19 protein-coding genes and 1 other RNA gene are annotated in these 23,081 nt (G+C 68.2%); 13 read left to right on the top strand and 7 right to left on the bottom strand.

Annotated features, from left to right (window positions below; translation table 11 throughout):
• Positions 1 to 6: 6 nt before the first annotated feature.
• Complete coding sequence (locus OHB13_RS13370) at positions 7 to 1,383, bottom strand: ABC transporter substrate-binding protein (RefSeq protein ID WP_266856459.1); 1,377 nt, start codon at positions 1,381 to 1,383, stop codon at positions 7 to 9.
• 154 nt (positions 1,384 to 1,537) lie between these two features.
• Positions 1,538 to 5,017, bottom strand: a complete 3,480-nt coding sequence (locus OHB13_RS13365) for an FtsK/SpoIIIE domain-containing protein (protein ID WP_328377238.1) — start codon at positions 5,015 to 5,017, stop codon at positions 1,538 to 1,540.
• Between the two features lie 527 nt (positions 5,018 to 5,544).
• Here OHB13_RS13365 and OHB13_RS13360 point away from each other — a divergent pair.
• From OHB13_RS13360 to OHB13_RS13345, 4 genes are all read left to right on the top strand, one after another.
• Positions 5,545 to 7,266 (top strand): serine/threonine-protein kinase, encoded by a 1,722-nt coding sequence (locus OHB13_RS13360; RefSeq protein WP_328377237.1) that lies wholly within the window; start codon positions 5,545 to 5,547, stop codon positions 7,264 to 7,266.
• Positions 7,267 to 7,532: 266 nt separating this feature from the next.
• Positions 7,533 to 8,813, top strand: a complete 1,281-nt coding sequence (locus OHB13_RS13355; protein ID WP_266856464.1) for a serine/threonine-protein kinase — start codon at positions 7,533 to 7,535, stop codon at positions 8,811 to 8,813.
• A gap of 99 nt (positions 8,814 to 8,912) precedes the next feature.
• Positions 8,913 to 10,019, top strand: a complete 1,107-nt coding sequence (gene prfB / locus OHB13_RS13350; RefSeq protein ID WP_266856466.1) for a peptide chain release factor 2 — start codon at positions 8,913 to 8,915, stop codon at positions 10,017 to 10,019.
• A gap of 304 nt (positions 10,020 to 10,323) precedes the next feature.
• Positions 10,324 to 11,232, top strand: coding sequence for a hypothetical protein (locus OHB13_RS13345; protein ID WP_328377236.1), 909 nt, complete (start codon positions 10,324 to 10,326; stop codon positions 11,230 to 11,232).
• 114 nt (positions 11,233 to 11,346) lie between these two features.
• Here the strand turns inward: OHB13_RS13345 and OHB13_RS13340 are convergent, their stop codons facing one another.
• Complete coding sequence (locus OHB13_RS13340; protein WP_266856470.1) at positions 11,347 to 11,541, bottom strand: hypothetical protein; 195 nt, start codon at positions 11,539 to 11,541, stop codon at positions 11,347 to 11,349.
• A 246-nt stretch (positions 11,542 to 11,787) separates the two neighbouring features.
• Here OHB13_RS13340 and ftsE point away from each other — a divergent pair, with 246 nt between their 5' ends.
• The 9 genes from ftsE (at position 11,788) to OHB13_RS13295 (ending at position 21,064) form a co-directional block, all read left to right on the top strand.
• Positions 11,788 to 12,477, top strand: a complete 690-nt coding sequence (gene ftsE / locus OHB13_RS13335; protein ID WP_164266073.1) for a cell division ATP-binding protein FtsE — start codon at positions 11,788 to 11,790, stop codon at positions 12,475 to 12,477.
• A gap of 9 nt (positions 12,478 to 12,486) precedes the next feature.
• Positions 12,487 to 13,407, top strand: a complete 921-nt coding sequence (gene ftsX, locus OHB13_RS13330) for a permease-like cell division protein FtsX (protein WP_266856473.1) — start codon at positions 12,487 to 12,489, stop codon at positions 13,405 to 13,407.
• Between the two features lie 68 nt (positions 13,408 to 13,475).
• Positions 13,476 to 14,645, top strand: a complete 1,170-nt coding sequence (locus OHB13_RS13325; RefSeq protein WP_328377235.1) for a S41 family peptidase — start codon at positions 13,476 to 13,478, stop codon at positions 14,643 to 14,645.
• A gap of 18 nt (positions 14,646 to 14,663) precedes the next feature.
• Positions 14,664 to 15,143 carry an SsrA-binding protein SmpB gene (smpB, locus tag OHB13_RS13320; protein WP_266856477.1) on the top strand — a complete coding sequence of 160 codons (480 nt, stop codon included), beginning with the start codon at positions 14,664 to 14,666 and terminating at the stop codon, positions 15,141 to 15,143.
• Between the two features lie 117 nt (positions 15,144 to 15,260).
• Positions 15,261 to 15,649, top strand: a transfer-messenger RNA (tmRNA) gene (ssrA, locus tag OHB13_RS13315).
• A 645-nt stretch (positions 15,650 to 16,294) separates the two neighbouring features.
• Positions 16,295 to 16,936, top strand: a complete 642-nt coding sequence (locus OHB13_RS13310; protein ID WP_328377234.1) for a hypothetical protein — start codon at positions 16,295 to 16,297, stop codon at positions 16,934 to 16,936.
• Between the two features lie 32 nt (positions 16,937 to 16,968).
• A complete protein-coding gene (locus OHB13_RS13305; protein ID WP_328377233.1) occupies positions 16,969 to 17,964 on the top strand; it encodes a hypothetical protein in 996 nt (331 codons plus the stop codon).
• 645 nt (positions 17,965 to 18,609) lie between these two features.
• The gene (locus tag OHB13_RS13300) at positions 18,610 to 18,927 is read left to right on the top strand and encodes a hypothetical protein (RefSeq protein ID WP_328377232.1); all 318 of its coding nucleotides are present in this window, start codon (positions 18,610 to 18,612) and stop codon (positions 18,925 to 18,927) included.
• Between the two features lie 22 nt (positions 18,928 to 18,949).
• Entirely contained in the window at positions 18,950 to 21,064 is a 2,115-nt protein-coding gene (locus tag OHB13_RS13295; protein WP_328377231.1) for a hypothetical protein, read from the top strand.
• 33 nt (positions 21,065 to 21,097) lie between these two features.
• On the opposite strand, the gene OHB13_RS13290 is transcribed toward OHB13_RS13295, so the two are convergent.
• The 4 genes from OHB13_RS13290 to OHB13_RS13275 form a co-directional block, all read right to left on the bottom strand.
• Positions 21,098 to 21,385 carry a hypothetical protein gene (locus tag OHB13_RS13290; protein WP_328377230.1) on the bottom strand — a complete coding sequence of 96 codons (288 nt, stop codon included), beginning with the start codon at positions 21,383 to 21,385 and terminating at the stop codon, positions 21,098 to 21,100.
• A gap of 691 nt (positions 21,386 to 22,076) precedes the next feature.
• Complete coding sequence (locus tag OHB13_RS13285; protein WP_328377229.1) at positions 22,077 to 22,499, bottom strand: hypothetical protein; 423 nt, start codon at positions 22,497 to 22,499, stop codon at positions 22,077 to 22,079.
• Between the two features lie 151 nt (positions 22,500 to 22,650).
• Complete coding sequence (locus tag OHB13_RS13280) at positions 22,651 to 22,797, bottom strand: hypothetical protein (protein ID WP_328377228.1); 147 nt, start codon at positions 22,795 to 22,797, stop codon at positions 22,651 to 22,653.
• Positions 22,794 to 23,021, bottom strand: coding sequence for a hypothetical protein (locus OHB13_RS13275; protein WP_266856485.1), 228 nt, complete (start codon positions 23,019 to 23,021; stop codon positions 22,794 to 22,796). The genes OHB13_RS13280 and OHB13_RS13275 overlap by 4 nt, the downstream gene beginning before the upstream one ends.
• Between the last annotated feature and the right edge of the window lie 60 nt (positions 23,022 to 23,081).

Below are 23,081 nucleotides of genomic sequence, written 5' to 3'. Positions count from 1 at the left end.
GCGGCGTCAGTTCTTGTACGCCTTGGCCGCGTCGGACTCCAGCTTCTGCTGGGTCCCCGCGATGTCCTTCGGGTTCTTCAGGAAGTCCTGGAGGTCCTTCCACTCGCCCTTGCCCGGTGTGCCGCCGAAGGACTGCGGTGCCTGGTCCGACATGTCGAAGCGGATGTCGTCGCCCGCCGCGACCAGTGCCTTGGCGATGGTGCGCTGCACGTCATTGGGGTAGGCCGACAGGTCCAGGCCCTTGTTGGGCGAGACGAAGCCGCCCGACCCCGCGGCGATCTTCGCCGCGTCCGTGGAGGCCAGCCAGGTCAGCAGCGCCTGCGCGCCCTTGGAGTCCTTGAGGATCACCGCGGCGTCGCCGCCGGTCACCACCGGCGCCTTGGCGCCCACCGCGGGGAACGGGAAGACCTTCGCGTCGGTGCCCACCTTCGCCTTGGTCTGCGCGATGTTGGTCTGCGCGAAGTCACCCTCGAAGACCATCGCGCCCTTGGGCTGGTCACCACCGGTGAAGGTCTGGGTGACCGACGTCGGGAACTCGGTCTGGAGCGCACCGTCCGCACCGCCCGAGATGAGCGACGGCTTGCCGAAGAGCTGCGCGAGCGTGGTCAGTGCGGCCTTGACCGACGGATCCGTCCACTTGATCTTGTGCTGGGCCAGCTGGTCGTACTTGTCCGGGCCCGCCTGGGAGAGATAGACGTTCTCGAACCAGTCGGTCAGGGTCCAGCCGTCCGCGCCGCCGACCGAGACCGGGGTGACACCCGAAGCCGACACGGTCTCCGCGGTCTTGAGGAACGCCGGCCAGGTCTTGGGTACGGTCGCCCCCGCGTTCTGCATCGCCTTGGTGTTGTACCAGACCAGGGACTTGTTGGCGGCCTTGAAGTACACGCCGTACTGCTTGCCGCCGACCGTGCCGAGGTCCTTCCAGACCTGCGAGTAGTTCTTGTCCAACTGCGCCTGCGCGGCCGGGCCAACCGGCTTGGCCCACTTCTTGGCCACCGCCTGGGTGATCGCGCCCACCTGCGGCATCATCGCCACGTCCGGCGGGGCGCCGCCGGCGATCTTCGTACCGAGGAAATTGACGATCGGGTCCTGCGCGGGCACGAAGGTGACCGACGCTCCGGTCCGCTTCTCGAACTCCTTCAGCACCTTGACGAAGTTCGCCTGCTCGGGGCCGGTCCAGACCGCGGCCACTTCGAGCTTCGTACCGCTCAGCTTGGGAAGCTCGACCCCGGACGCACTGCTCTTCCCCGCGGGCTTGCCGCTCCCGCTGTCCTTCTTGTTGTCGCTACCGCTGCCGCATCCCGCGGCCAGGACCAGCGAGCCCGCGGCCACCACCGCCAGAACGGTCCTGCGTGAACGTAGAGCTGTGCCTGTTGTGCGCATTTGCCCCGACCTCTCCCATGCGCGTGCGGTCGGCGCGCCCATGACATCGGCGACGCCGTTGTCCCGTGAGCACAGTCCTACGCCGGGTGACTCCAGCGCCGCAATACCGGGCCTTGGTCCAACTATTCGATTGTGATGGGCCTGTGACGTTACGTCAGGCATTCAGGGAGGGTATGGACATCGCGTCGACGGACCTGGCGGCCCGTTCCAGGGCGCTGGCCAGCAGGGCCAAGTCCGTTGGCCCGTTGCCGAGTTCGCGGACGGGGCGGCGGTCGGGCGGGTCGCCCATCCGCTCCCACTCCAGGGGTACGACGGTGGGGCGCAGCGTCGCCGTACGCGGAATGCGGCCGGTCACCCTGCCGCCCTGGAACGGTGTCACCCCGCCGTCGGGGCGGCCCAGCCTGCCCCGGCCCGGTGCCGGGGCGTCCGGCGCCGGGGAGGCCGGCGGGGCGTCGAGCACCACCCGCAGCCTGCTGACCCTGGCCAGCTCGGTGTCGGCCGTACGGTCCGGCCGGGCCGAAGCGGCTATCAGATGGACGCCGAGCCGCTCACCGTCCCTGGCCACCGCATCCAGCGCCCGGACGACCGAGCCCGCGGTGGGGCGTCCGGGGCTGCCGAGCGCCGGTGCGACCAGTGCGTCGAAGTCGTCGACGATCACCACCAGCCGGGGGAGCGGGGTGGGTCCCGGCATCGGGTCCGTACGCGCTCCGGCCGGGCGCAGCCGCAGGGTGCCGCTGGTCGGCGACTCGATGTCGCCGCTCTGCTCGGCCTGCCCCGGCTGCCGCCGGCCGACCAGCCGCTCCGCCACCTCTCGGGTCCGGTGCCACTCGGCGAAGCTCCCGGCGCCCAGCAGCTCGGCCCGGCGCTTCAGCTCGCCGCCGAGCGCCTGCGCGAACTCCCGCATCCGGACCGGGTCGGACGCCATCAGATAGGTCGAGGTGTGCGGCAGCTCCGTGCAGGCCCGCAGGCCCTCGCCGCGCTCACCGCCCGCGCCGTCGACGAGGATCAGCCCGAGCCGGTCCGGCCGGGCGGCCGCCGCCAGCGAGGCCGCCGCTGCGCGCAGCAGCTCCGTACGGCCGCTGCCCGCCGGGCCCTCGACCAGCAGATGCGGACCCTCGGTCGCCAGGTCCATGGTGACCGGGCCGCGGGGGCCCGCGCCGAGCACGGCGGTCGTCTCGGCCGCCGCCGCCCAGCGGGCCATCAGCGAAGCGGGGGTGGCACGGGCGAGCCCCAGCTCGTCGAGCAGCCGGGACGACGCGGGCAGCGCCGCGGCCTGCCGGGCGGGGGTGCCGGCCGCCGACACGTCGGCCCGCAGTGGTGCGAGCGCCCGGCCGAACCGCTCGGCCCAGGCCGACGACACCGCGTCGACCACGGCGAACGTGCCGCGGCTCGCGGACTGCCCGCCGGCCGCCGGATGGATCCCGCGCGCGGTGCGCAGCAGCCGCAGCGAGGTGGCCACATCGCCGCTCAGCAGGGCGGCGGCGCCGCACTCACGGAAGGCGAGCGAGGCTGCGCAGGCCGCCTCGTAGGTCGTTTCGAGCGGAGAGGCGGGGGAGGCCGCCGCCGTCTCGGCGAGACAGAGGACATGGACGCCGCAGGCGGAACCTGCCGACGCCAGCCGTGCGGTGGTCTCGCGCAGGGCGGCCGAGCCGGGGTCGCCGTCCACGATCAGCAGGGTGCAGGGGCCGTCGTACCGCCCGGCCGCCGCCGAGACCGCCGCCGGATCGGCCGAGGCCCAGCCGGTGCCGAGCGGACTGTCGTCCAGCCGGCGCACCAGCTCGGCGGTGCGGGCGGCCGCCTGGTCCCTGTCGTACGCCAGCAGGAGCCGGCAGTCCTGGCCGTGGGCGGGCCGCACATGTGGCAGCCAGCCGAGCCAGCCCCAGTCGGATCTGCGGGCCTCCAGCGGGCGGGCCCGGTCCGTGCTGACCAGCACGATCTCCAGATCGGTGGGCGGATGCAGCGCGGCGAGCTGGGCGACCGCCGAACGGGCCAGCCCGGCCAGCCGCTCACGGGGACCCGCGAGCCCGAGCGAACCGGCCTCGCGCAGCGAGACCGTCACCGGCACCGCGGGCACCACGCCGACCCCGCCGGGCCCGGTCCGGTCGGCGGTGCCGAGCCGGATGACGAGCGCCTCCCGGTGGTCGGGGGTGCGCTCCCAGAGCCGGGGCCCCGGTCCCAGCGCGGTGAGCAGCAGCGCGGCCGGGTCGGGCCAGGTGTCCGCGCCGGGGATTCCGGCGGCCGGGTCCGGTGGCGGGTCGGACGGATCGGCGGACCGCTCCGCCGGACTGTCGCGTAGGGCGTCGGGCCGGCTGCCCGCGAGCCGCCTCGCCCAGGCCCCTATACCGCCGCGTCTGCGGGCGCTGTCGTCCGTGTCGGAGGCGGCATCGGTGCTGTAGCGAGCGCCGTTGCCCCGTGTGCCGGTGTCATCCGCGGCGCCGCCGCTGCCGTCGGCGGGTGCGGCGCCGCGGGTGCGGCCGCTACCGAAGCCGTCCGGTGTCCGCTCGTGGGTCTCCGCACCCCGGTCTGACCGGAGTTTGGTGCCGCGCGGGGGAGTGCCCTGGCGGCCCCGGGAGGTGAACCCGGGGTCCTGGGCGTAGGCCGCCGCCGCCTCGTCGTACAGATTGCTGTAGGGGTCGTGCGGCTGCTGCGCCCCGACCGCGCTGACGCGCCGCGAGCTCGGTCCGCCGCTCGGTCCGCCGCCCGGTCCGGCGTCAGGGGAGCCGCCCTGCTCGGGTATCCGGGCCTCGGCGGGGACGGCTGGGGCCTGGCGCGCTCCGGGAACGGCGCCGGCCGGGCGGGCGCCGGTGGCCCCGGTGGCCTGAGCGGGCACGGAGGCGTAGCGGGGCTCGCCCGCCCCGTGACCGGATCCACCGGAGCCCGGACCCGCCGCGGCACCCGCCTGCGTACCACCGGGGACGCCGGAACCGGTGCTGGAACGGGAAGCGGCGCCGGACCCGGAACCCTGAGCGCCGTCCGGGCCCGTGTCCTCGCGGGCGACCCGCAGATGGCCCTCGCCGTCCGGGACAGCCGCAAGCACTCCGCCGGTCGCCGTGGTGATCCGCAGCGCCGACTCGCCGACCCGGAGCAGGGAACCCGGTGTCATACGGACCGGGGCGTCGCCGACCCCCGAACCGTCCAGCGTCGTGCCGTTCGTCGAGCCGAGATCGGCGACGGTCACCCGGCCGTCCTGCTCCACCGTCACCGTGCAGTGCATCCGTGAGACGTCCGGGTCGTCCAGTGGGACGTCCGCGTCGGCGGAGCGGCCGACACGGATCCGGCCGCCGTGCAGCAGATGGACACCGCCCGCGTCCGGCCCGGCGACCACATGGAGCTGGGTGGCCGATCCGTCGCCCCGGTCGTCCTCCTCGGCGGGGACCTGGAGCGAGAGCACCGCTCCGTCCACCAGCGGGGGCTCACCCAGCGCGGAGCGTTGCAGGTCGAGGCGGTGCCCGCCCGCGTACAGCACCACGCTCCCGGACCCTGTGCCCTCCGGACCGGCGGCCGCCGTGGCGAGGCCGGACGCGACCGTGGCCAGCGCGGCCCCGGCGGGGGCGGTGACGAGCACGTCGCAGGTGCGCGCCTCGGACGCGGAGCGGCCGCTGCGCGGCGCGAGGACGGTCAGCCGGATCTGCATAGCCGTCAGCGGTCCCTTCTGCGGAGGGTGCCTGGCAGGAGCCGCCCTGTGATCTCCCCCACCCGGCAGGTCGGCACGGCTTCACAGGACTCCCGACCCCATAACTCCGTGCTGGAGGCATCCTCGCATCTGCCACTGACAACACGCCCGGGGGTCACCGCTAAGTGATCTTGAATGGTCGGCTCTGGACGTAAAAGTGCCTGGTTGGGATCGCACCTGACCTGCCAGGAGGTGCCGCCGGGCGTCCCGGGGCAACCAAGGGGACAGTCTTCGCGTCTTCCTTTCGAACACGGCTGGAACACAGCTGGAACACGACTGGCGCCTGGCCGGAACACGGCCGGCGGCCGGCTGGAACCGGCTCCGGAATCCGATCCCGGACACCGGCCGTCACATCGGCCGCACACAGGGAAAGCCGCTCCGGAAGATCGTCGGCCAGTGCCCCCGCGGGCGGCACTAGAGTGGGGCGGACATCCGGGCGGGGGGCCGGTGGACCAGGCAAGGGACGACGATCACAGGGAGCGCATGACGTGCGGCCCGTAGGCAGCAAGTACCTGCTCGAGGAGCCGCTGGGACGCGGCGCCACGGGCACCGTCTGGCGTGCCAGCGTGGGGGCACCCCCTGGCGCGGAGCCCGTCGGAGCCCCTCGGGGGCGGGAGACCGCGGGCGCCGAGGCGGCCGTCGCCGGTCAGCCCGGCGAGACCGTGGCGATCAAGGTCCTCAAGGAGGAGCTCGCCGAAGACCCGGACGTGGTGATGCGGTTCCTGCGGGAGCGCTCCGTCCTGCTGCGGCTGACCCACCCCAACATCGTGCGGACCCGGGACCTCGTCGTCGAGGGCGATCTTCTCGCGCTCGTCATGGACCTGATCGACGGCCCGGACCTGCACCACTACCTCCGGGACAACGGCCCGTTCAGCCCGGTCGCCGCCGCGCTGCTCACCGCCCAGATCGCCGACGCACTCGCCGCCAGCCATGCGGACGGCGTCGTCCACCGCGACCTGAAGCCGGCGAACGTACTGGTCAAGCACGACGCCGACGGCCAGATGCACCCGATGCTCACCGACTTCGGCATCGCCCGCCTCGCGGACTCGCCGGGCCTGACCCGTACCCACGAGTTCGTCGGCACGCCCGCCTATGTCGCACCGGAGTCCGCCGAGGGCCGCCCGCAGACCTCCGCGGTCGACATCTACGGCGCGGGCATCCTGCTGTACGAACTGGTCACCGGGCGGCCCCCGTTCGCGGGCGGCACGGCCCTGGAAGTCCTCCAGCGGCACCTCAGCGAGGACCCGCGCAGGCCCACCACCGTCCCCGAAGCGCTCTGGACGGTCATAGAGCGTTGCCTCAGCAAGGACCCGGGCCGCCGCCCCAGCGCCGAGAACCTGGCCCGCGGGCTGCGGACCGCAGCCGAGGGGATCGGCGTGCACGCCACGCCCGCGCAGGTCGCAGCCGCTCTCGGGGTGGCCGCGCTGCTGGCACCGGACCCCGAGCCCGCCGAGGTCCCCGGGACGCCCGGAGCCGCCGACCCCACCCAGGTCCTGCCGAACAACGCGGGGGCCTACGACCCCGCGGCGCGCACCAGCGTGCTGCCGAGCACGGGCGCTCCGGGTCCGGACGGCCGCCCCGGCCCCGGCGCCGCGGACCCGACCGCCGTGCTGCCGCCCGTGCCCGGCCGGGCACCGGACCAGCCCGAGCAGCCGCACCCCTGGCAGAACCAGCTCAGCGCGGCCCGCGACCGCAACGAGCAGACCCAGGTGCAGTATCTGGCCCCGGAGCAGGACCCCCTGCGCCACCGGCCGCAGCGGCCCCAGCAGCAGCGGCAGTACCCGCCGCAGCAGTACCCGCAGCAGCAGTACCCGCAGCAGCAGCCGCAGCAGTACGCGCCGCAGCAGCAGCCCCAACAGCCCCAGCAGTACGCCCCGCAGCGCCAGCCCCAGCAGCGCCCGCAGCAGCAGTACGCGCCCCCGCAGCAACCCCAGGCGCCCGCCCCGCGCGAGCCCCGGGAGCCGAGGCGGCGCAGCGCCAACCCGGTGAAGATCCCCGGCCTCGGCTGCCTCAAGGGCTGCCTCGTCATGGTCGTGATCCTCTTCGTGGGTTCCTGGCTGATCTGGGAGCTGACCCCGCTGCAGGAGTGGATCGGTACCTCCAAGAGCTTCATCTCGGAGATCTCCGACGGCTTCAACTCGGTCAAGGACTTCGTGCAGGGCCTGGGCGGATCCAGCGGGTCGGGCGGATCCGGCGGAACCGGAAACTGACGGCCCGCGCGGGCCGGCCGGGGCGGACAGCGCGCCATGCCCCGGCCCCCGTCCCGAGTTCCAGTCCCAGCCCCGGTAGCCGGTCTGTATACATGTCGACTTCTGCGCAATGAATTACCCCCGCAGAAGTGAGGGTTCCTGCCATCCGGGGCACTGAACACCCCGATGCCCGCGTATTTTGGGAGCCGGGGACCGCCCGGAACCCGGCGCCTGTCCAGGGACGCACCCCCGGGCACGGCACAGCGCCAGCCGCTGAGGGAGCAGTCTTGGCACGGAAGATCGGCAGCCGGTACACCGCGCACCAGATCCTGGGTCGCGGGAGCGCCGGCACGGTGTGGCTGGGCGAGGGGCCCTCGGGGCCCGTCGCCGTCAAGCTGCTGCGTGAGGACCTCGCGGCCGACCAGGAGCTCGTCGGCCGCTTCGTACAGGAGCGCACCGCGCTGCTCGGCCTCGACCACCCGCATGTCGTCTCCGTACGCGACCTCGTCGTGGACGGCAACGACCTCGCCCTTGTGATGGACCTGGTCCGCGGCACCGATCTGCGCACCCGGCTCGACCGCGAGCGCCGCCTCAGCCCCGAGGCCGCCGTCGCCATCGTCGCGGACATCGCGGACGGACTCGCCGCCGCGCACTCCGCGGGCGTCGTGCACCGCGACGTCAAGCCCGAGAACATCCTGCTGGACATGCAGGGCCCGCTCGGCCCGGGCGGCTCCCACCCGGCGCTGCTCACGGACTTCGGCGTCGCCAAGCTCATCGACGCCCCGCGCCGGGCGCTGCCCGCGGGCCCGGCCGGACCGGGCCGCCCGCAGGCGTCGAAGATCATCGGTACGCCCGACTACCTCGCCCCCGAGATCATCGAGGGCCTGCCGCCGCGCGCGTCCGTCGACATCTACGCCCTGGCGACGGTCCTCTACGAGCTCCTCGCGGGCTTCACGCCCTTCGGCGGCGGACACCCCGGCGCGGTCCTGCGCCGCCATGTCACCGAGACCGTCGTGCCGCTCCCCGGCATCCCCGACGACCTCTGGCAGCTGCTGGTCCAGTGCCTGGCGAAGGCCCCCGCGTCCCGGCTGCGTGCGTCGGAGCTCGGCGAGCGGCTGCGCGAACAGCTCCCGCACCTCGCGGGCATCCCCCCGCTCGACGTGGACGAGCCCGACGAGTCGGAGCCGGGGGAGCAGCCGTACGAGGAGACCTCGTACGAACCGGCCACGCCCACCGAGACCCGCCGCCGCGGCGCGGTCCCGCTCGTCCCCGGCTCCTCCGCCGACTCCAACCGCGACACCCATACGAGCATGCGCGTCCCGGCCCCCGACGAGCTGGCGGGCGGCCCGCTGGGCACGGCCCGCGCCCCCCGCTCCCCGAGCAGGCCGGGCTCAGCACGCCACCGCTCCACGGCCGAGGCGGTGCGCAGACGCCGTATCAAACTGGGCGCAGCCGCGCTGGTCGTCGCCGCCGCGGTGGGCGTCGGCGGCTGGCTGGCCACGTCGTCGGGCGACGGCGGCGGACCGGCCCCGCAGGACAGCCACCAGTCGGCGCCGTCCGGACCGTAAGGGCCTGCCCGGCCCGCCCGGCACCGCACCGGGCCCCGTCCCCCGGTCCGATCGGAAGGGCCGGGGACTGCCCCCGCTCCAAGCCGTTACGCTGGTGGCGTGGCAGTCGTCGATGTATCCGAAGAGCTGAAGTCCCTCTCCTCGACCATGGGGTCGATCGAGGCCGTCCTGGACCTCGACAAGCTGAGGGCCGATATCGCCGTGCTTGAGGACCAGGCCGCGGCGCCGTCCCTGTGGGACGACCCGGAAGAGGCCCAGAAGATCACCAGCAAGCTGTCGCACCTGCAGGCCGAGGTGCGCAAGACGGCGACGCTGCGCGGGCGGATCGACGACCTGGGGGTGCTCTTCGAGCTCGCCGAGGCCGAGGACGACGCCGACACCCTCGCCGAGGCCGAGTCGGAGCTGCTCGCCGTGCGCAAGGCGCTCGAAGAGATGGAGGTCCGTACCCTCCTCTCCGGCGAGTACGACGCCCGTGAGGCGCTCGTCAACATCCGCGCGGAGGCCGGCGGCGTCGACGCCGCGGACTTCGCCGAACAGCTCCAGCGCATGTACCTCCGCTGGTCCGAGCGGCACGGCTACGGCACCGAGGTCTACGAGACGTCGTACGCGGAGGAGGCCGGCATCAAGTCGACCACCTTCGTCGTGAAGGTGCCGTACGCGTACGGCACGCTCTCCGTCGAGCAGGGCACCCACCGGCTGGTCCGGATCTCGCCCTTCGACAACCAGGGGCGCCGCCAGACCTCCTTCGCGGGTGTCGAGGTGCTCCCGGTGGTGGAGAAGACCGACCACATCGAGATCGACGAGACCGAGCTGCGCGTGGACGTCTACCGTGCATCGGGCCCCGGCGGCCAGGGCGTCAACACCACGGACTCGGCGGTCCGGCTGACACACATCCCCACCGGCATCGTCGTCTCCTGCCAGAACGAGCGCTCGCAGATCCAGAACAAGGCCAGCGCGATGAACGTCCTCCAGGCGAAGCTCCTTGAGCGCCGCCGCCAGGAGGAGCAGGCGCTGATGGACTCGCTCAAGGGCGACGGCGGCAACTCCTGGGGAAACCAGATGCGTTCGTACGTCCTGCACCCGTACCAGATGGTCAAGGACCTGCGTACGGAGTACGAGGTCGGAAACCCGCAGGCGGTGCTCGACGGCGAGATCGACGGCTTCCTGGAAGCCGGAATTCGCTGGCGCAAGCAGCAGGAGAAGTAGACCGCCTTTCCGGCGCCGTCGAACCAGCGCTTTATCGACATAGTCAGTAGAGGAACTACCGTCCTGGAGACGGCAGTTCCTCTACTGCGTCACAGTCGTATTCCCGTACGCCGGGCAAGTCATTGCATTTCAGGCATCGCGCCCGCAACGGCCTTGACGCGGTTCTTAAAAGTGGGAAAAGTGACACGCGGCATGCGTAATTCTGGGGCGCGTGTGATCGGGGGGACGGAAACACATGATCCCTACGGCCTGCCTGCCCCGTGCGCTGCACCATTGACAATGAGCTACTGGGGGTAGCAGCCAGATGACCAAGAAGACGCGGATTCGCGTAGCGCGCATAGCTGCGGGCGCAGTGATCGCCGCAGGCGCCTCGCTGACCGCCGCGGGCGCGGCACAGGCCGCAGATATTCATGTCCCGCTTCTCGGCACCGACATCTCGATCACGTCGGGCGACGACGGCGGCGCGGACGGTGGCAGCACCGACGGCGGAACCAACCCGATCGGTGGCGTCGACGGCGGTTCGTCGGACCAGGGTCAGGACGGCGGTTCGTCGGACCAGGGTCAGGACGGCGGTTCGTCCGACCAGGGTCAGGACGGCGGTTCGTCCGACCAGGGCCAGACCGGTGGTTCGTCGGACCAGGGTCAGGACGGCGGTTCGTCCGACCAGGGTCAGACGGGCGGTTCGTCGGACCAGGGCCAGGACGGCGGTTCGTCCGACCAGGGCCAGACCGGTGGTTCGAGTGACCAGGGCCAGGACGGCGGTTCGTCCGACCAGGGCCAGACCGGTGGTTCGAGTGACCAGGGCCAGACCGGTGGATCGTCCGACCAGGGCCAGGACGGCGGTTCGACCACGAGCGGTTCCACCAGCGGCTCGACGAGCGGTTCGACGAGCGGCTCCACCGGCGGTTCGACCACCAGCGGTTCGACCACCGGTGGTTCGGGCGACAACGGGGGCACCTCCGGTTCCACCGGCGGCTCCCACTCGTCCACCACGGGCGGTTCGTCCACGACCGGCGGTTCTTCCAGCACCGGCACCCAGCCCGACAACCTCGGCTCCCAGCCGGTCGAGCAGGGCAAGCCCAAGCAGGAGCTCGCCGAGACCGGTGCGGGTGACACCACGTTCCTGATCATCGGTGCCGCGACGATGATCGCCGGTGGCATCGGCTTCCGTATGCTGCCGCGTCTCGCCGGCCGCGGCGGGAACCTCGCCTGAGGGTGAGGGTTCAGCACGTACGAGGAAGGGCCCCGGGTTCCAGTCGGAACCCGGGGCCCTTCCCCATGTCATGTGAGCGGACGGCGCCGTTCAGATCTCGTTCAGATGTCTCGTTCAGATGGTCTGGTGTGCCAGCAGGGCCAGCGCGGCCACCAGCACTATCAGCGCGCTCACCAGAACCAGCGGGCTCAGCCCGCCGAAGGAACCCTCCTCCTGCTGAAGGCGCTCTCTGCTGGCCCGGCAGACCCGGCAGCGGCCCTCACTGACAGGGGACGCGCAATTGGCGCACACCAATCGGTCGTAGGTCATGCGCACTCCTCCCATGCGGCGGAGCCGTTCCACGCGCTGTCACTCCCGACAACGCCCGGCGAACCGCAACTGTTCCCCTTACCACTGTGCCAGCTCCCGCGCGTTTCGGCGCGCCCCGCCGGATTCCACCCGGTCCGTACCCGGGCTCAACGCGGACATACCACGCATCGACGGATGCTGCATGCGGGCGCACTGCGGCTTCGCGTAATGTCACGCTCACCTATTCCCGGCCGACGTGGTGCACTCGTGATCCGATTCGACAACGTCTCCAAGACCTACCCCAAGCAGAACCGCCCCGCCCTGCGGGATGTCTCCCTTGAGATCGAGAAGGGGGAGTTCGTCTTCCTGGTGGGTTCCTCCGGTTCGGGCAAGTCGACCTTTCTGCGGCTCGTCCTGCGTGAGGAGCGCACCAGCCACGGCATGGTGCACGTCCTCGGCAAGGACCTCGCGCGCCTGTCGAACTGGAAGGTGCCGCAGATGCGCCGCCAGCTCGGCACGGTCTTCCAGGACTTCCGCCTGCTGCCCAACAAGACCGTCGCGGAGAACGTCGCGTTCGCGCAGGAGGTCATCGGCAAGCCGCGCGGTGAGATCCGCAAGGCCGTGCCCCAGGTCCTCGACCTGGTCGGCCTCGGCGGCAAGGAGGACCGGATGCCCGGTGAGCTCTCCGGTGGTGAGCAGCAGCGCGTCGCCATCGCGCGGGCCTTCGTCAACCGCCCCATGCTGCTGATCGCGGACGAGCCGACCGGCAACCTCGACCCGCAGACCTCCGTCGGCATCATGAAGCTGCTGGACCGGATCAACAGGACCGGAACCACTGTGGTGATGGCCACCCACGACCAGCAGATCGTCGACCAGATGCGCAAGCGCGTCATTGAACTTGAGAAGGGCCGTCTCGTACGCGACCAGTCGCGCGGCGTCTACGGCTACCAGCACTGAAAGGACGCCATGCGCGCCCAGTTCGTCCTGTCGGAGATCGGCGTGGGTCTCCGCCGCAATCTCACGATGACCTTCGCGGTCATCGTCTCCGTCGCCTTGTCCCTCGCCCTGTTCGGTGGCTCGCTGCTCATGCGCGACCAGGTGAACACGATGAAGGGCTACTGGTACGACAAGGTCAACGTCTCGATCTTCCTCTGCTCCAAGGGTGATGTGGATTCCACCCCGAAGTGCGCCAAGGGTCCGGTGACCGAGGAGCAGAAGAAGTCGATCGAGACCGATCTGAACAAGATGACCGACCTTGTCCAGAAGGTGAGTTACGAGAGCACAGACGAGGCGTACAAGCACTACCAGCAGGAGTTCAAGGGCGCCCCGATGACGGGCTCCATCACGCCGGACCAGCTCCAGTCCTCGTTCCGCGTCAAGCTCAAGGACCCCACCAAGTACAAGGTGATCGCCACCGCGTTCGCCGGCCGGGACGGTGTCATGACCGTCCAGGACCAGCGCGGCATCCTGGAGAACCTCTTCGCGCTCCTCAACGGGATGAACGTCGCCGCGCTCTGTGTGATGGCCCTGATGCTGGTGATCGCGCTGATGCTGATCGTGAACACCGTGCGTGTATCGGCGTTCAGCCGCAGACGCGAGACCGGGATCATGCGCCTGGTGGGCGCGTCCAGCTTCTACATCCAGATGCCGTTCATCATGGAGGCGGCGTTCGCCGGTCTGCTGGGCGGACTTGTGGCCTGCGGGATGCTGCTCGTCGGCCGCTACTTCCTGATCGACCACGGACTCGCCCTGCACGAGAAGCTGAACCTGATCGACTTCATCGGCTGGGACGCCGTCCTGTCGAAACTGCCGCTGGTACTGGCGATTGGGCTGCTGATGCCCGCGCTTGCCGCTCTCTTCGCATTGCGCAAGTACCTGAAGGTGTGAGACACGCCCCGGGCGCCGTGGGGTGAACGCCCCCTACGGCGCACGGGCGTCGGTCTACAGTGGTCGCCATGTCAGGCCCGGAATTCGTTTCGCCGCCCCGCAGCCTTCGCCGCGGGGCGGCTCTGACTTTGGTCTTTGTGAGCGTTCTCGCCACGGCGGCGGCCACCAACTCCCTGCCGGGAGACGAGCGGACGCCCCGTCCGGCGCGAACACGCAGCGCCGCGTCCACCGTCGACCGCGCCGAACTCGTCAGGGCGACATCGGACGCGGTCGCCGACGGCAAGTCCGGTACGAAGGCGGCCGAGGACGTCGTCGGCCGCAGCGGTGACCGCTGGGGCGCCGTCTACGACCGGACCGACTACGAGCAGTTCGAGGACGCGCTCGACGGCGAGTACACCGGCGTCGGGCTGTGGGCCAGGCGCGTCCGCGACGGCCGGATCGAAGTGGCCCGGGTCCAGCCGGGCGGCCCGGCGGCGCGGGCCGGTCTCCGGGCCGGCGACCTGCTCCGTACGATCGACGGCCGCCAGGTCGGCACCCGGCCGGTGACCGACGTCGTCTCGCAGCTGCGCGGCGGCGACACCGCGTCCGTCCCGGGTACCCCGGTGGTCGTCGGCGTACGGCGCGGTGGCGACACCGTGACGAGGACCCTGCGCAGAGCCAGGCTCACCACCGACCCGGTCACCGTGACGCGGCTGCCCGGCCGGGCGACGCTGATCAAGGTCACCGCCTTCACCAAGGGCTCGGGCGCCCGGGTGGACAAGGCCGTCCGGGCCGCTCCCGCGGGCGGCGGCATCCTGCTGGACCTCCGGGGCAACAGCGGCGGCCTGGTCACCGAGGCCACCACGGCGGCCTCCGCGTTGCTGGACGGCGGCCTGGTCGCCACGTACGACGTGCACGGCGCGCAGCGCGCCCTCTACGCGCGCCGGGGCGGCGACACGGACCGCCCGCTGGTCGTCCTGATCGACGGCGGCACGATGAGCGCGGCGGAGCTGCTCACGGGGGCCCTCCAGGACCGTGGCCGGGCGGTCACCGTCGGTTCCCGCACCTTCGGCAAGGGCTCGGTGCAGATGCCGAGCGCGCTGCCGGGCGGATCCGTGGCGGAGCTCACCGTCGGCCACTACCGCACGCCAGGGGGCCACAGCGTCGACGGGCGGGGCATCACACCGGACGTGACGGCGGGTGATCGGGCCGAGTCGAGAGCCGAGACAGTATTGAGTGGCCTCGGGGGAGGGGCTTAGTGCGAAAATGGACGCACTATGGCTAAGGAAACCGGGCGAAAAATGATCGCCCAGCACAAAAAGGCACGGCACGACTACCTCATCCTCGACACGTACGAGTGCGGGCTTGTCCTGACCGGGACCGAGGTGAAGTCGCTGAGGATGGGCCGGGCGTCCCTGGTCGACGGCTTCGTCCAGATCGACAACCACGAGGCGTGGCTGCACAACGTCCACGTACCCGAGTACACCCAGGGCACCTGGACCAACCACAGCGCGCGCCGGAAGCGCAAGCTGCTGATGCACCGCATGGAGATCGACAAGCTGGAGTCGAAGGCACAGGAGTCGGGCCACACGATCGTGCCCCTGGCGCTCTACTTCAAGGACGGCCGGGCCAAGGTCGAGATCGCGCTGGCGAAGGGCAAGAAGGAGTACGACAAGCGCCAGACCCTGCGCGAGAAGCAGGACCGCCGCGAGACGGACCGGGCGGTCTCGGCGGTCCGCAGGAAGCAGCGCGCCTGACGGGACGGGCCGGCGTGACGGGCGACCTGCGGGGAATACAGTGGCACCGTCGTGCGTTGGTCACGTACGATGGCACTGCACCCCACGGGGCGCGGTACCACCTTGAAAAAACAACATGGGGATGATCGGTTTCGACAGCGGCTGTTGAAGCAGGTGAAGCGAGCCGAGGAAGCGGCAATGATCTCGTAAACCATATGTCGCAAAAAATAATCGCCAATTCTAAGCGCGATTCCCAGTCCTTCGCCCTCGCTGCCTAATAAGCAGTGACTGAAGGACCCTAAATGGGTGTCAGCCCGGGGAAGTTCCCGACCCGGATCCTGGCATAAGCTAGGGAACTAAACCACCGGTCCCGGTCACGGGGATCGGTGGGAAATCAAACAGTGACTGGGCCTGTCGGAGACTTGTTCGCGAGATCTCCGGGGCCGAGAAAATCGCAGCGAACTGCGCTCGGAGAAGCCCTGGTTCTGCACCGTTGGACGCGGGTTCGATTCCCGCCATCTCCACCACCCCATGTGTGGCTCATGCCCTGCCGGAATTTTCCGGTGGGGCATGAGCCTTTTTTGTGGTCGGGCGCGACCAGTAAATATCATCCCCGGGCGGCAGACCCGCATCACGTTCGCAATTTCGGCCCCCAGGGCGCGGCGCCTTTCCGATCACGTGAGGGCAGGCTGGGGCGAACTTGGGTTGCGGAAGATCTCAAGAAGCTTTTTCGTAATTCTCGTCCGTGAGGTCGATCTCAACACCGGCTCCATCAACAAGAATGCTGTGCGTGGAGATCCCCGCCGACTCTTCTCTGTCAGGTCGTCCACATATGTCGTAATCACCTTCTGGCCATGTGAAAGACCATCCCGCTACTTGAATCTCGAACATTCGCTCGTCGCCAGGTCGGTCGCATGGTCGCGTCAGCGCCTGGCCTACGCCCCCCACTGCTGCGCTTTGGCGGAGATCGATTGGTCCTGAGCTGCAGCAGCAAATCGGAATTACCGGAAGCAATGGCCACGATCCGGTTCCCGAAGTGAACAGGCCGGTTGCGATTGGCTGGCCCGGTAGCGAATCGAGCCCAACTCGCCTCTAGAGTGGGAGCTGTTGGTAACGGAGATATCGCCGCAGAGTGATGTGGCGGTGCAGGGCAACGAGGAGCGGGGGCGGGCGTGACGCGAGGCAAGGTGCGCACCGGTGCGTTTGCGACGGCAGGAATTTTCCTGCTTGTTGGCTGTAGCGGAAACGGCGGAAGCGACAACTCGAACAAGATCAAGGGCGCGGAGGCGGCTCCTCACTCCGCGTCCCCGAGCGCTTCGGCGTCGCCTGGGGTGCAGCGGCCGAAGATCACGCTGCCGAGCTCGACGAAGAATGTCTTCGAGGGGCAGCACACGGGCGATCCGAAGAAGGACGCGGTTCTGGCGGACAACGCACGGATGGTGAACTCTGAAGACGACGCTATCTCCCGCGGTAAGACGGATACTCCCGCTCTGGATTTCTACAGCACAGGCGCAGCTATTGGGTCTGCGCAGGTATATATCAAGGGATGGGTGGCAGATGGCGCCACCTGGATCGGGACTACCCGCTACTTCGACCGCAAGGTGAGCTTTCGTAGTGACGGAGCAGCGGTGGTCATCTACTGCTCGGACGAAAGCAAGGCGTTCATCAAGGACAAGACTGGGAAGGTCGACCGTTCACCCGCGACGAGTGACGCGTATGTCTTGTACAATACCCGGCTTACCAAGTCGGGTCAGGGCGTATGGCGCACCGTAGACGTGGACTCGAAGAGGGGGGCGGCAGAATGCCAGCCGTAGGGGGCACGCTGAGGAAGCTCTTCCTCGTATCGGTGGCCGCAGTGGTGACTCTTGCGCCGAGTGTCGCGTATGCCGCGAGGGGCAAATACGGTAACCAGGTTTCCGCAGGGCGCGCGGATGTTTCTAACGGGAAGGCTTCCGCGACCGCCGGCGGCGATCTCTTCCAGTTCGATCACAGCAAGAACCCCAGAAAGGGTGGTGCCGGGCCGCTGACGCCGATCGGTAATTGGTCGCCACCGGCGTGCTGGTATGCGCCGAAATGGACGGCGGAGAGTGCCGCGCAGACGCGCTTGGGGGGCAGCGTCGACTTCAGCCCGAATCACGACGCGCTGACTGCGAAGGCGAACAGAGAGAAGTACCTCGACGGGAAGTACGGGAACTTCAACGTTAAGAAGCAGGGCAAGGGCTACTGGTGGGGCGCGTACAAGTCCGACCGCCTCGACGACGCTTCCGCTTCCGACTGCACCAAGTCTCCCTTCTGGGTGGACACAGGCCACCAGCCGCCCGCCGACGTTCCCGAGGTGGTCAGCCCGGAGATTCTGGCGCAGTTGGCCTACGGAGAGGTCCGTATCCCGCAAGGCAAGGCCAGCATGGCGCCGGCTGACGGCAATCAGGTCGTGAATCTGCCCACCTGGGTGTGGCTGAAGAACGCGGACTTCCATCCGGTGTCCGTTACAGCCCGCGTCGACGTGCTGAACATCCAGGCCACCACTACGGCCACGCCGGTGAGCATGCACATCGACGCGGGCACCGCAGACGCCCAGGTATACCCGGCCAGCGGTGACTGCCCGATTCACAACGGCAAGATCGGCACGGAACGGACCCCGGGCGACAAGGGTGATCCCCCCTGCGGAGTGGAGTATCTGCGCTCGACGGCGAGCTCCGGGTCGTACCAGTTCAAGGCCACCGTCACGTGGAAGATCAGCTGGATAGGCACGGGCCATCCCAAGCCCACCGAGTTGCCGGCCGGTAGTTACGGAACCCCGCAAGACGTCACCGTCAAGGAAATCCAGAGCATCGTCCGCTGACGGAAAACACTCTGAAGGGGGAGGTTACCCGTGGGGTCGCGAGTGGTGACCAGGTTCTCCCCGAGAGGGAGGGGCGGCGACAGAGTGGCCCCGGGGCAGTGCCCGATGGCCTTGCCCCGCCAGGACGTGCGCCTCTGGCAACGGAGGGGGGCTGAAGTTCCAGCGACACGCCCAAGTACCCTCGCCCCATCTCGCGAAGGTCATCGGCCTACCCGGCCTCCCCTGCTGGCCAGAGTAATTGTGGCTGATCGTCCACCAGGAACGCCCGCGCCCCGGTGCCCAGTTGCGCTTTAACCGATATCGATCGAGGGGCAGCGGCTGACCTTCACGAACAACGCTGAGGACGGGCCTGCTTGCCGACCTGGAACTGCGCCAGGGAAGGCGGCGCGCACCGAGGCCGGAATCCAATGAGCCTGCAACACCGACCTACGCAACCTCCCCTGCATGACACAGCCCAGGACCAGATCTGACCGGGGAGCCTCCAGATCGCACTGAACCTTGTTTGGATGCGGTCCTGGGCCTGCCTCAACCCCCGGTAAATCTGCACCACTCAGACACGGAGCCCCGCCCGCGAACTGCCGAGGACTTATGAACGATCGAGGCTAAGGTGCAGAGAAGGAACGTCCAAGCGGGGAGGGGAACGACATGACCGATGCAAATCCGAAAGTGGACAATCCATACCGGGCCCGACTGGTCTCTCTGAAGCGGGAGTTGCTTCTTGAGGTCGACGATCTCAAGAAGCTTCTGAAGAAGCCGGCAGGGGACGTCGGTGGCAAGCACGCACCCTCCTGGGTTGGTAAGAACGCTCGGAAGTGGCATACGGACATCGAAGGTCACCGCACACATCTGCAGAAGCTCGTCAGTGATCTCGTACCGGCGGTGCAAGCCGAGATCGATCGGTCTCCTGAGAAGGTGAGCCCGGCGGAAGCCAAGATGATGCGAATGGATCTGCAGGACTACTGAGAATGGGCGGAGGGGGATCGCAGTGGGCGGGCCCGATGAAGGCGGAAACAGCGGGGACTTCTCAGGGATCAACCCGGAGAGGCTGAAGGAGACAATCAGCGCACTTGAGAGGGACCAGAAGACGCTGCATTCCAGGGCGTCGTACTACAAGCAGCAGTTCGAGCGATACGGTATCCCGACAGCCAGTCCGAACGGGCTGATGAAGATCGCTGGTTGGGCCGACGGCGAACTGCCCATGCTGCGCAGGCGCCATCACTTGGCGCTGAACATGGAAGTGGGCTTCCCTGGCTTCAAGGGAATGACCCAGATCAATGAGAACGACGTGAGCAAGTCCGCCGTGACAAAGGCGAGAAAAGATGGCAAAGCTCTCGGCGAGGAGTTCAAGAAGGCTCTGAAGGACGGAGACGTGGCCTCCGAAGACCTCTTCCATGCCCTCGACGCTCACTCGAACGACGCCGACTACCTAGCGTCTTTCTACAAGGCGCTGGGCCCCGGCCAGGTGGCCTGGTTGGCCAACAAACTCGCCGACGATCATCCGTACGACAACCGATACGCCGATCACCCGGATCAGCGCGGCTTCGACCGCGGCGTCTTGGCCGCGACGCTGGGCAGCTTCACTCAGGTCGCAACCGAAGGCATGACATCGAAGCAGAAGCAGAACTACTGGAACCAGTGGTTCGACAAGTTCGCCCTCGATCCGGACCACCAGGGTTTCCGCCCTGACCGGTTGATACCCCTCCTTGAAGGTGGCACTCCCGACAAGGACTTTCTGGTAGCACTGGGCGACAGGGTCTTCAACGAGAAGTCCCGGACGCATGAGAACCAGTTCATGAACGGATCTGACCAAGGTCCATGGAACAACGACCATTTCTCGCAGCTCTTCACCGCCCTATTGAAGAATCCGGCAGCAGCGGGAGAGTGGATGGAACACAATCCCAAGGTTGTGGACGACGGGATCTACCCGGGCGGGATAGCGCACAGCAATCCAGTGCGGGAGAAGGCATTCTTCAAGGTCCTGCAGGCCGGCACCATCGGGCTCGGAAAGGCGGCCCCTGCGCTTGCCGAGAAAAATACGGCAATGCTCGTCATAAATAACTTCCATCACCAGAAAGACGACAACCTCAAGGGGCTTCACGCACTTCCAGGTGCTCAGGTGCTGTACTCCGAGCTCATGGCGAATAATTGGGACGCCATGGAGGGTGCCATCACGTCTCCAGCTCAGGATGGATACTGGGATTCGGATAAGTGGGACTACAAGGCGTTCAGTAAGAGCCAGAACCCTGACACGCCCGGAATCGAGGTATCGCCCGACATCTGGCAGGCCTTTATGCAGGAGTCGATCCGTGAGCCACATGCGGCGGGGGCGATGAGTGCACTGTTTGATTCGAACCAGAAGAAGTATACGCACCTGACAACGCTCACGAAGACGTCGGACGATGAGGCCAAGTCCTTCAACGCCTTCAAGCAAGGACTGATGGGCAACTTCTATGCCACCGCCTACGACGCTACGGACAAGGCGCTCGGCGATGACGCGCAGGCGTGGGCTGACGGCGTCAATGGCTTCAGGAGCGCACTGATCGATGGTGCGCTTACCGTTGGTGGGGGTGCGGCGGGCGGTGCAGGTCTGGCTGGCTCCGCGGCTGCAGCAACTGGCATCGGACAGGGCCTCGCGACAGGCCTGTTGACCGACTGGGTGAAATTCGAAATCGCAGTGAAGCCGAGTGATGCTCCGAAGGATCTGCTCGGCGCCATCAAGGCTTTGAAGGAGAACAAACCGAAGAACAGCTGGCAGAGTGCATTTAGTAGCAAGGTAGAGGTCATGGCCGAAGAGGACTTCGATCCACATAAGATTCCAGAATTCGGACCGGTGAGCTACCGCGAACCCCATGAGAAACGAAACATCTACCCTGTAAATCCACGGCACATCTACACTGGAAATCCTTGGGGGGACCCGAAGTACATAACGTCACCGAAGAATGATTTCGTCAAGGCAATCAAGGACAACGGCGGCGAAGTCGACGTCAGCAAGATGACGCCTCAGCAGCGGGAGTCGTACAGCCGCTGGCTCGCGGACCCCGCGGTCGTAGCCAAGTTCGGGCACGACAAGGTCTGGTTGCAGGTGCTGGGCCAGAGGTAGGGACTGCTGAGTTCGGTCTGTGCGGAGGGGCCCTCAGCCCTGGTAGTCCCTCTGCACGACCTGCCAAGCGACGAAGCCGTCAGCGTGTGACGGGCGGACCTGAAAATAGAAATTGTCACCGCCGGTAAAGCCGAACGAATTCGGCCTGCGATCGCAAGCAATGTCGCTGTCCCCGTTTGCCCCGGTGCTCTCCGCCTTGAAGTGCATCACGGCCGTACCCGCCCCGGCGCAGACGATCTCCAGGACGTACCGCTCGCCCCACCGCAGCTTTGTTGCCTTACGGCGTGTCACGCCGTCCTTCGCCAGCGCACCGCCATGCATTGCGGCCTTCCCCTTTGGAAGCGCAGCCTCGGCCTGCTTGCGGAGTTGTGTAGCGCTCAGGGTCGTCGACGGTGACGGAGTACTGGACACGGGAGGTGAGGAAGCTCCGCTCTTCGGCTCAGTACCACTGGACGTGCAGGCGGCAGTTGTCAGGGCCAGGATGACGGTGGCCCCGAGAGCAGGCGCGGTTATCCGAAGCTTCCGGTTCAGCATGCTGTGCATCACTGCGGTAACTTTCCTCGTGGACGTCGACGTCGGGCGATGGTGCAGATCGCTGGAGCGACCAGAGTGATGGTGGCATGGGGGCGCTTCTCCTGCAGGTCGCGTCGGCGACCCGACCCCACGTCATCCCAGTACCCGTCCGAGATTGTTTCACGCCCTGGCAGCGGCCGTTACGGTCCGCGACAACGCATCCAGTCTTCCTTTTGGCCCGGTACTCTCCTGCCGATCGACCACCGGCAGCCTTGCCCCCCGTTGGACATTGAGGTCATATTGACGAGGATTTTCGGGTTCGGGATGTGAACGCAGCCCAGGCTGTCCTACGAGCACGAACTAGCCTACAAGTCGGCCATATCCAGGCCCTGAAACGCTGCGCGAGGCGATGGGGAACCAGTTCGGTCTCAGCCTGTACGAGAATCCCTGGGAGGCCAAAGCCCCGTGCTCGCGAGGCGGGAGCCCGTTCCGGGCGCCATCATGCGGCCGGTCGGTAGCCCGTCAGCATTTCCAGGAGCTGGTCCATTTCCGGGCGCCAGATGCGGTGCACGTTCATCTTCGTGGGCTTGGGCTGACCCGGCAGCTGGAGGCGGAACGAGCTCCACAGTCCGCCGCGCCTGATGTTGCTGACCGCGCTCATCGCCTCGGCCGGCTGGAGGGCGTGGACGATCCCTTGTGGGCGGTTGTTGAGGCGGCTGGCCTTGTGTACCAGCACGGCCTGGTCGGTCACGGTGACGAAGTAGTACGTGAGGAACGCCTGGCCGATGATGCTCAGGAAGCTCATCAGTACCGGGTTTGGCCCTGCGATGGCCTGGATGGAGACGCGCGGGCGGTCGCTCGGGTTGGCCTGAGCGATGGCCGCGTTTATCTGCTCTTGGACGGTCGCCTTACGCATGGCCATGAGGTCCTCCCTCTGTGGTGATGAACGATGCAGAGTAGCGGGGGAGATCGCGGATCTTCCGGGCCGGGTGGCAGGGGTACGCCTTTCTGCGAACCCCCTTGCTCGTCTTTATGGTTGGCTGCGCTGAATGGCCGTGTTGTCCATCGTCGGGCTATCGGGGGCGGAAGCGGCTCTGCTTGTTCGCCTCACGGACCCTGGCGAGCAGTTCCTCGCGGCGGCGCTGCACGGCGGATTCCTCCTTCTTCTCCTTCTCTTCCTTCCGTAACTCCTCTTCCTGTTGCTCGGGCACGCTGGTCATGTGGCACGCCGCCGCAGGACTTCCGCCAGACGCCGGGCCACATCGGGGTTGCACCGTCCGAGTTCCACGAGAGGTGGCAGATAGTCGCTGGCGAGCGAGACCGGGTCGAGCCCCAGCGATGGCAGGAGGACGTCCGCCGCCGTCAGCGCTTCGCGCAGTTCGTCCCGGGCCGACTCCGCGTCGCGTAGCTGTGCAACTGCCTTGCTGTGATGCGCCGTTCCCATGACCGTCGTGCCTTTCCCTCTGCCTGTACCTTTCACTCAAAGCATCGGTGTGTAGAGCTT

This window comes from Streptomyces sp. NBC_00440, assembly GCF_036014215.1.
In the GTDB taxonomy this organism is placed as follows: domain Bacteria; phylum Actinomycetota; class Actinomycetes; order Streptomycetales; family Streptomycetaceae; genus Streptomyces.
This window is presented reverse-complemented; position numbering and strand designations above follow the sequence as displayed.

Bases quoted from the DNA above. Each gene is read 5' to 3' on its own strand.
- ftsX (WP_266856473.1), top strand. From the start codon at position 12,487: ATGCGCGCCCAGTTCGTCCTGTCGGAGATCGGCGTGGGTCTCCGCCGC.
- smpB (WP_266856477.1), top strand. From the start codon at position 14,664: ATGGCTAAGGAAACCGGGCGAAAAATGATCGCCCAGCACAAAAAGGCA.
- OHB13_RS13370 (WP_266856459.1), bottom strand. From the start codon at position 1,383: ATGCGCACAACAGGCACAGCTCTACGTTCACGCAGGACCGTTCTGGCG.
- OHB13_RS13340 (WP_266856470.1), bottom strand. From the start codon at position 11,541: ATGACCTACGACCGATTGGTGTGCGCCAATTGCGCGTCCCCTGTCAGT.
- OHB13_RS13275 (WP_266856485.1), bottom strand. From the start codon at position 23,021: ATGGGAACGGCGCATCACAGCAAGGCAGTTGCACAGCTACGCGACGCG.
- OHB13_RS13365 (WP_328377238.1), bottom strand. From the start codon at position 5,017: ATGCAGATCCGGCTGACCGTCCTCGCGCCGCGCAGCGGCCGCTCCGCG.
- OHB13_RS13280 (WP_328377228.1), bottom strand. From the start codon at position 22,797: ATGACCAGCGTGCCCGAGCAACAGGAAGAGGAGTTACGGAAGGAAGAG.
- OHB13_RS13285 (WP_328377229.1), bottom strand. From the start codon at position 22,499: ATGGCCATGCGTAAGGCGACCGTCCAAGAGCAGATAAACGCGGCCATC.
- OHB13_RS13290 (WP_328377230.1), bottom strand. From the start codon at position 21,385: ATGCATGGCGGTGCGCTGGCGAAGGACGGCGTGACACGCCGTAAGGCA.
- OHB13_RS13300 (WP_328377232.1), top strand. From the start codon at position 18,610: ATGACCGATGCAAATCCGAAAGTGGACAATCCATACCGGGCCCGACTG.
- OHB13_RS13325 (WP_328377235.1), top strand. From the start codon at position 13,476: ATGTCAGGCCCGGAATTCGTTTCGCCGCCCCGCAGCCTTCGCCGCGGG.
- OHB13_RS13345 (WP_328377236.1), top strand. From the start codon at position 10,324: ATGACCAAGAAGACGCGGATTCGCGTAGCGCGCATAGCTGCGGGCGCA.